Genomic DNA, 6,296 nt, shown 5'->3' with positions numbered 1-6,296 from the left:
TATTGAGTTCTCAAACATCATCCGCACACCCGTCACATCGAATTCATCTATTCTCTGCTCTGAGCGGCTGGCGTTCATACTCTAGCTAACAAGTTTATCCCTTGTCAACTAGGAGTTAATCTCCGTGTCACCAGCGTCTCGCGGCGACTTCGATAAATATACGCACAGCCCCAAGCTTCAACAAATCGCCTGGTTAACAGCACTTTCCTTAACCTCCGGCGGCCGGTGCAGATACTCTGTCCCAGAAACGACGAATCCCGCCGCACAAGGCGACGGGATTCGCATGCAGTCATCTAGCGAAGTCGAGAGCTCTAATTAGTTCAGCTTGGCACCGGCAAAGTTCTTCTTACCGCGACGAAGCACCAGCCACTTACCGTGAAGCAAGTCTTCGTCCGCCGGCTCCCAGTCATCGGCTTCAATACGCTGGTTATTGACGTAGGCGCCACCTTCCTTGATGGTGCGTCGAGCCGCGCCCTTGGACTCTGCCAGACCAGAAGCAACCAACAGATCAACGATGGAGCGCGGTTCACCGGCAGCCACCTCGGCCACGGTGGTTTCAGAAAGCGCACCCGCCAGCGTCTGCTCATCAAGGTCAGCAAGCTCTGCTTTACCGAACAGCGCTTGAGCAGCAAGTTCGACAGCCTTGGTGGCTTCCGCGCCGTGGACCAGCGTGGTCATCTCCTGGGCGAGACGGCGTTGTGCCTCGCGACGGAAAGGTTCATTAGCAACCTTCTCCTCGTATTCAGCGATCTCTTCCTTCGACAGGAAGCTAAACCACCGGAGGTAGTCAATAACCACGGAGTCACCGGCATTGAGGAAGTACTGGTACCACGAGTAAGGCGACGTCTTTTCCGGATCGAGCCAGAGCTTTCCGCCGCCGGTAGACTTGCCAAACTTTTGCCCCTGGGCATCCGTCACCAACGGGACGGTGAGTCCGTGAACCTTGACGCCCTTAACGCGGCGATTGAGGTCGACGCCAGACACGATGTTGCCCCACTGATCGCCACCGCCAATCTGCAGGACGCAGTCGTACTCCTCGTTGAGGTGAACGTAGTCATTGGACTGGAGGAGCATGTAGGAGAACTCGGTGTAGGAAATACCGTCGGACTCCAAGCGGCGCTTGACGGTATCACGGTCCAACATGGTATTCAGCGAGAAATTCTTGCCGACATCACGCAGGAAATCAATGACGGTCATCTGCGAGGTCCAGTCAGCATTGTTGACCATGGTGGCTGCGTTCTCGCCCTCAAAGTCAATAAACTGGCGCAGCTGCTTCTTGATAGCCACCATGTTCTCGTTGATGGTCTCCTGCGACAGCATGGTGCGCTCCCCTACGTCGCGTGGGTCACCGATTTGGCCCGTCGCGCCACCGGCCAAAGCAATCGGGTGGTGGCCAGCTTTTTGGAAGCGGCGCAGCATAATCATCGGAACGAGGTGACCAGCATGGAGGGAGTCACCGGTTGGATCAAAACCGCAGTACAAGGTAATGGGCTCTTCGCAAGCCTCGCGCAGTGCGTCAAGGTCGGTGGACTGGTTAATGAGGCCGCGCCACTGCAGCTCATCGATGATGTTCATGAATGCTCCTTGGAAAGTCGATTCGGTGCTGTGAGAATTAGTTCTGGGGTGGCCACGGTACTGCGTGGTCTACCAGCATGACGGGAATGTCGTTCTCAATGGGATAGGCCACGCCGAGGCGTTCGTTGACCAAAACCTGTTCTTCGGCCAGATAGTTCAGCGGACCTTTATCCTGCGGACATACCAAGATGTCGAGCAGCTTCGAATCGAGACTCATAACCGCTAACCCTACACCTCCTTGGATTCGATGGATGGAAGGGTCCCGCCGTATTCGAGTTTGAGAGCCATGGAATGGTTGCGCAGGTTGCGTACTGAGTTTTGGGCAATGGCGTCTCGAATCTCGCCCATCTCTCGGCCTAGGATCCCCAGCGATTCGCTCATTTCCTCGACAGCCACTGGATTCTTCAAGTCCGTGACGTCGAGGTAAGAATTCACCAGCTCCTTAGAGTGTTCTTCAATCATGTCCCGCACGAGGGCTTGCTGGTGTGGGGCATCGTCGAGGCGGTGCCAATTGTCTAGGACCCACACGGCCGAGTCATCGAACGAGTCCCACGCTTTCTTAACAGGTCCGGGCACTTTGGACTGCTTCAGGTTGTATCGGACGCCCTCCAATGAGCTAATCAGTTGACCTGCACCCGAGGTGGGGGCCTCAATAGCTTTCTCCTGCTTTGGCGGCGTCACGAATCCCGCAGCCGCACCTGTGCAGACCGCGACCAGTGGCCACAAGAAACCTAAACCGCCACCAGTCAACACGTGAAGGACGATAACGAGCGCCGTTACCGCAACGCCGACGACGATCTTCCGCGAGTTCAGTGTGTTCATAAGGTGTAGGTCCTCCTGGGGATAGGTGGAGATTTTTACTGGTAAGCGCGGATTTCCTCGAAGGCCGCGGCGAGGTCACCGTTGAGCGCATCGAATGTCTTGCCGCCCGTGAGCTGAGCAAGCTCCTCCATCTCTTGAATGTTGGCTTCACCATACAAGATGACAAAGACCGGGATCTCCTTTTTCTCTGGGGGAAGCTGCTCATAGGCCTCCTTAAATTGTGCAAAAGTACGCCCACGCGTCACTTCGCCATCAGTCATGAGCACCACGGTCCCAATCTCGCCGCTGCTGGTGTCTACCTCGTTGAAGGCATTGAGCACAGCCTCGAACGTCGCCGTATCGCCATCCGCCACGAGTCGATCTACGCGATCAGCAAGCTCTTTTGTGGTTGCCGGGTTCTGCAAATCGACTCGCGCGCGAGTCGGCTGCTGCGGCTCAGAAGAATATGGGATGAGCTTGATCTGCTCACGGTTACGGAAGGCTACCTGGCCTTCGCCGTCTGGAGAGCCGTCAGCTGAGCCGTCGATCAGCGGGCGCAGACTATTCTTGAGCAAATCAATGCGCTCGCCCTCCATGGAGCCCGAGGTATCCAAGACCAGCGCCGTGTTGCCAGGGTTACGCAGCTCGTGAGCAAAGGCATCCTCCAGTGCGCTTACGGTTTGTTCATTGGCCGGGTACGGCAGCTCGAAGATGGTCCCGGGCATGTCAGAATCGTCCACACGCAGGTGGTAGCTCCTCAGCTTCTCTGGGTGTTCAGCAAACCATTCGGCAAGTGCCTGCACCTTACCTTCAGCCTCCTGGTCCGGGGAGCTGGCGAGAGCCGACAAAGGGTAGTCCGCCGAAATCACGCCGTCGGAGGGGATGACCACCTCAAGATCGACGCCCTCATCCTTGAGCTGGTACAGCACTGATTCATAGTTAAGGATGGCGTCGGCCTGCTCCGGATGCTCGCGGAACCTATCAGCCAGCCAACCCGACGATCCCGACGTTAAAGTCTGGTTACTGAAGAGTTTCTGGACCTTGCCCGTGGCCTGGCGGATATCCTTCTCCGTAAGCGCGCGCCCGGTGTCCGCGAAAGCAGTGGTCGCAGCCGATAGCGCGGAGAAGCCCGAGTTTGAGGTCGAAGGATCGGTCATACCGAAGGTAATCCCCGAGTCAGCAATCTCCTGCCACGTTGGTTGCTTCGTGGTCCAGCCCTTTTCCTTAGCCACGGAAGGCTGCACACCGAGTACTACGGGGGATCGCGCCACACTGTGTTCTTTGCGCAGCTTCTCATCGGCACCAATGATGCGCGCATAACGATTGGTGGCAAACCACGTGGCATCATAGGATCCGTCGAAACCGCCTTGTTTCAGGCTGCGGGAATTCGCCAGCGTCCCATCCTCGGTGGTCATGGTGATATCGAAGCCGAGGTCCTGGGAGGCGTCGTCAAGCACCGGCGCCAGAGGCTTAAGCTCCGTGGCCGCCACAATGTTGAGGCCACCGCTGAAGGACGAGCCGGAACCCGGCATATCCACATCATCGAACAAGTCACCTGCCGAACAAGCCGTCAGCGCCATGGCGCTCAGCATGACGAGCAGGACTTTTAAAGACCGAAACATTCCCTTGTACCTTCCTGATGCTTTCCTTGCGGGGCCTTAGCCAACCACTCGCAAAATCTCTTCATAATCCGCCCACCGCAGTGGGGTGGTATCGCCACCATCCACCGGGATCTGGTAGTTATCTGAAGGCTCAATTTTGGCAATGAAGTCCGAATTCTGCGAGCCCAAACCTAAGCTCTCCGCGACCGCTGGGATTGCGTCATTCATTGCTGTGACGAACAATGCGCCCTCCTCAGTGAGTGGAAGAACGATGCTGCTTAGTTTCGTCGCCGGTTTCAACGCCAACAGCGTATAGCCGGATAGGTCCTTGCCCGCACGTTCTAGGTACACGTACTGCTCCGCGGTGGTCAATACCATAGGCATTTCGCCCTTATCCACACGGAGGAAAGCATCGAGGATGCCCTGATCAGTGGTTTCGCCATACCCCTGATCAGCAACGAGGCGGCGCATGATGTCATCCGCCTGCGCGTTGATCTTCTCCTTGTTATCGCTGCCCAGGTCCTTTTCCGCATAGTTCGCGGCCGCGGTGTGTACGACCCGGGCATAGCGCAGTGCGGCAAAGGACTGGTCCACCTGTGGCACGGCCACATCCACCACGCGCGGCGAGCTGAAGGACGGACTGATGTCCCGCCAGCGAGTGTCTTTCTGGGACATCTCCACCAGCGTCTCCATGTCCAAAGCCGCCTGGTTGTCGTATCCCGCAACCAAGCCGTGGTCCCTCATGTCCTCGACAAGCTCGCTATGTACCAGCACCAACAGCGGCTTACCAAAAAACATCGGGGATAGGTCATCCCTTCCGGCTAGTTCCGGATGGGCATCGCGCACATCGGAGGTCCATGTAGCGCCGTTAGGATCCGCGAGCACAAAGTCATAATCTTTGTCCAAGCTACTGCTTCCTTCAACGAAGTTCCGTGCCGGCAGGATATCGAGCTCGAGTTCGATATTGTGCTTTTCCATCGCCTTCGTTGTGGCCGGGTCCTTAAAAACAGCCTCCAGCTCCGGGCTAATGGCGCCCTTAACGTGGTGCGTAGTTGTGGAAAAGCCAAAGCTCGGAAGGGAACTACCTCCGCGACCTATCACGACGGATACCACAGCGAGCGCAAGGAAAACCGCGGCGATCACGAAGGACTTGGTGCGCTTCTTCGATGATGAGCTGCTCATGTTCTAAATCATAAAGTGATTTTCTTCTCACCGCTGGATTCGCGGCGGGGTAAGGGGAGAAACAGGCTCCCCCCTTTCCGTGCGCTCTGGTTAAAGAAGAGAAGGTACGTTCGCGACCAACGAGAAAAGGTCCTTCGGGTCGTCGGGGTTCGCGATGATGTCGATTTCGGATTCCAAATCTGTACCCTTGACGGAATCACGCAGGTAGCGCAGTGCAGAAAAATCATTGATGGCAAATCCGACATCATCGAAGAGCGTAATCTGCTCATCATTATCGCGCCCGGTGGCCTGGCCGGTGAGTACCTGATAGAACTCGACAACCGGGAAGTCCTCCGGCTTCTGCTGAATCTCTCCTTCGATGCGTGTCTGCTCTGGGAATTCAACAAAGACCTTGGATTTATCCAGGATGGAGCTTTCGAGCTCGGTCTTGCCCGGGCAATCACCACCGACGGCATTGAGGTGCACGCCCGGTGCAACGTGGCGCTCGGCCAGAATCTGGTTTTGAGCCTTGTCCGCAGTGCAGGTGGTAATGATATCCGCGCCCACAACGACCTCGTCAACGCTCGAAACGGCCGTAATGTTGAAGCCCAGCGGTTCCAGATTGCGTCGGAATTTCTCTACGGCCTCAGGGTCAATATCGTAGATGGCAATGTCATCGATTCCCATCACTCCGCGGAAGGCAAGGGCCTGGAACTCGGACTGGGAGCCGGCACCCACCATGGCCATGCGCTTAGAATCCTTGCGGGCTAGGTACTTGGCCACCATGGCGGAGGTCGCGGCCGTGCGTAGTGCAGTAAGAAGCGTCATTTCAGCTTCGAAGGTGGGGTATCCATTGTCGACGTCTGCCAACACGCCGAAGGCAGTAACCGTTTGAAAGCCGCGGGCGGGGTTGGACGGGTGACCGTTAACGTATTTGAAGGAGTACTCCTTGCCATTGGAGGTCGGCATGAGCTCGATAACACCAAAGGGGGTGTGGGAGGCAACGCGCGCAACCTTGTCGAAGCGCTCCCATTCGCGGTAGTCGGCTTCAAGGTAGTCCACCATCCCGGTGATGATGTTCTCGACGCCTTCGCGCTGAATCCAGCGCGCCATATTCTCTACATCAACAAACTTAACTACAGGCTTCATCAAAGTCTC

Annotated in this window: 6 protein-coding genes; all 6 read right to left on the bottom strand. The window is 56.6% G+C overall.

Annotation, left to right across the window (positions count from 1 at the left end; translation table 11 throughout):
• Positions 1 to 315: 315 nt before the first annotated feature.
• The 6 genes from tyrS to HMPREF3056_RS02385 all read right to left on the bottom strand — a co-directional run bounded on the left by tyrS (position 316) and on the right by HMPREF3056_RS02385 (position 6,287).
• Complete coding sequence (tyrS, locus tag HMPREF3056_RS02410) at positions 316 to 1,575, bottom strand: tyrosine--tRNA ligase (RefSeq protein WP_070754024.1); 1,260 nt, start codon at positions 1,573 to 1,575, stop codon at positions 316 to 318.
• A 37-nt stretch (positions 1,576 to 1,612) separates the two neighbouring features.
• Positions 1,613 to 1,792, bottom strand: coding sequence for a Trm112 family protein (locus HMPREF3056_RS02405; RefSeq protein WP_049154615.1), 180 nt, complete (start codon positions 1,790 to 1,792; stop codon positions 1,613 to 1,615).
• A gap of 11 nt (positions 1,793 to 1,803) precedes the next feature.
• On the bottom strand, positions 1,804 to 2,397 hold the full coding sequence (locus HMPREF3056_RS02400) for a hypothetical protein (RefSeq protein WP_046648514.1): 594 nt from the start codon (positions 2,395 to 2,397) through the stop codon (positions 1,804 to 1,806).
• Positions 2,398 to 2,432: 35 nt separating this feature from the next.
• Positions 2,433 to 3,998, bottom strand: a complete 1,566-nt coding sequence (locus HMPREF3056_RS02395; protein WP_070754023.1) for a vWA domain-containing protein — start codon at positions 3,996 to 3,998, stop codon at positions 2,433 to 2,435.
• A gap of 36 nt (positions 3,999 to 4,034) precedes the next feature.
• Positions 4,035 to 5,159: a hypothetical protein gene (locus tag HMPREF3056_RS02390; RefSeq protein ID WP_070754022.1), complete on the bottom strand. Its 1,125-nt coding sequence runs from the start codon at positions 5,157 to 5,159 to the stop codon at positions 4,035 to 4,037.
• Positions 5,160 to 5,249: 90 nt separating this feature from the next.
• On the bottom strand, positions 5,250 to 6,287 hold the full coding sequence (locus tag HMPREF3056_RS02385; RefSeq protein WP_049154619.1) for an ornithine cyclodeaminase: 1,038 nt from the start codon (positions 6,285 to 6,287) through the stop codon (positions 5,250 to 5,252).
• Between the last annotated feature and the right edge of the window lie 9 nt (positions 6,288 to 6,296).

Origin of the sequence: Corynebacterium sp. HMSC056F09, from assembly GCF_001815785.1 — a bacterium.
GTDB lineage: Bacteria > Actinomycetota > Actinomycetes > Mycobacteriales > Mycobacteriaceae > Corynebacterium > Corynebacterium hiratae.
The sequence above is the reverse complement of the archived record's forward strand: the minus strand, read 5'-3'. Positions and strand labels throughout refer to the sequence as shown.

Coding starts and splice junctions, on each gene's coding strand:
- tyrS (WP_070754024.1), bottom strand. CDS start 1,575: ATGAACATCATCGATGAGCTGCAGTGGCGCGGCCTCATTAACCAGTCC.
- HMPREF3056_RS02405 (WP_049154615.1), bottom strand. CDS start 1,792: ATGAGTCTCGATTCGAAGCTGCTCGACATCTTGGTATGTCCGCAGGAT.
- HMPREF3056_RS02400 (WP_046648514.1), bottom strand. CDS start 2,397: ATGAACACACTGAACTCGCGGAAGATCGTCGTCGGCGTTGCGGTAACG.
- HMPREF3056_RS02395 (WP_070754023.1), bottom strand. CDS start 3,998: ATGTTTCGGTCTTTAAAAGTCCTGCTCGTCATGCTGAGCGCCATGGCG.
- HMPREF3056_RS02390 (WP_070754022.1), bottom strand. CDS start 5,159: ATGAGCAGCTCATCATCGAAGAAGCGCACCAAGTCCTTCGTGATCGCC.
- HMPREF3056_RS02385 (WP_049154619.1), bottom strand. CDS start 6,287: ATGAAGCCTGTAGTTAAGTTTGTTGATGTAGAGAATATGGCGCGCTGG.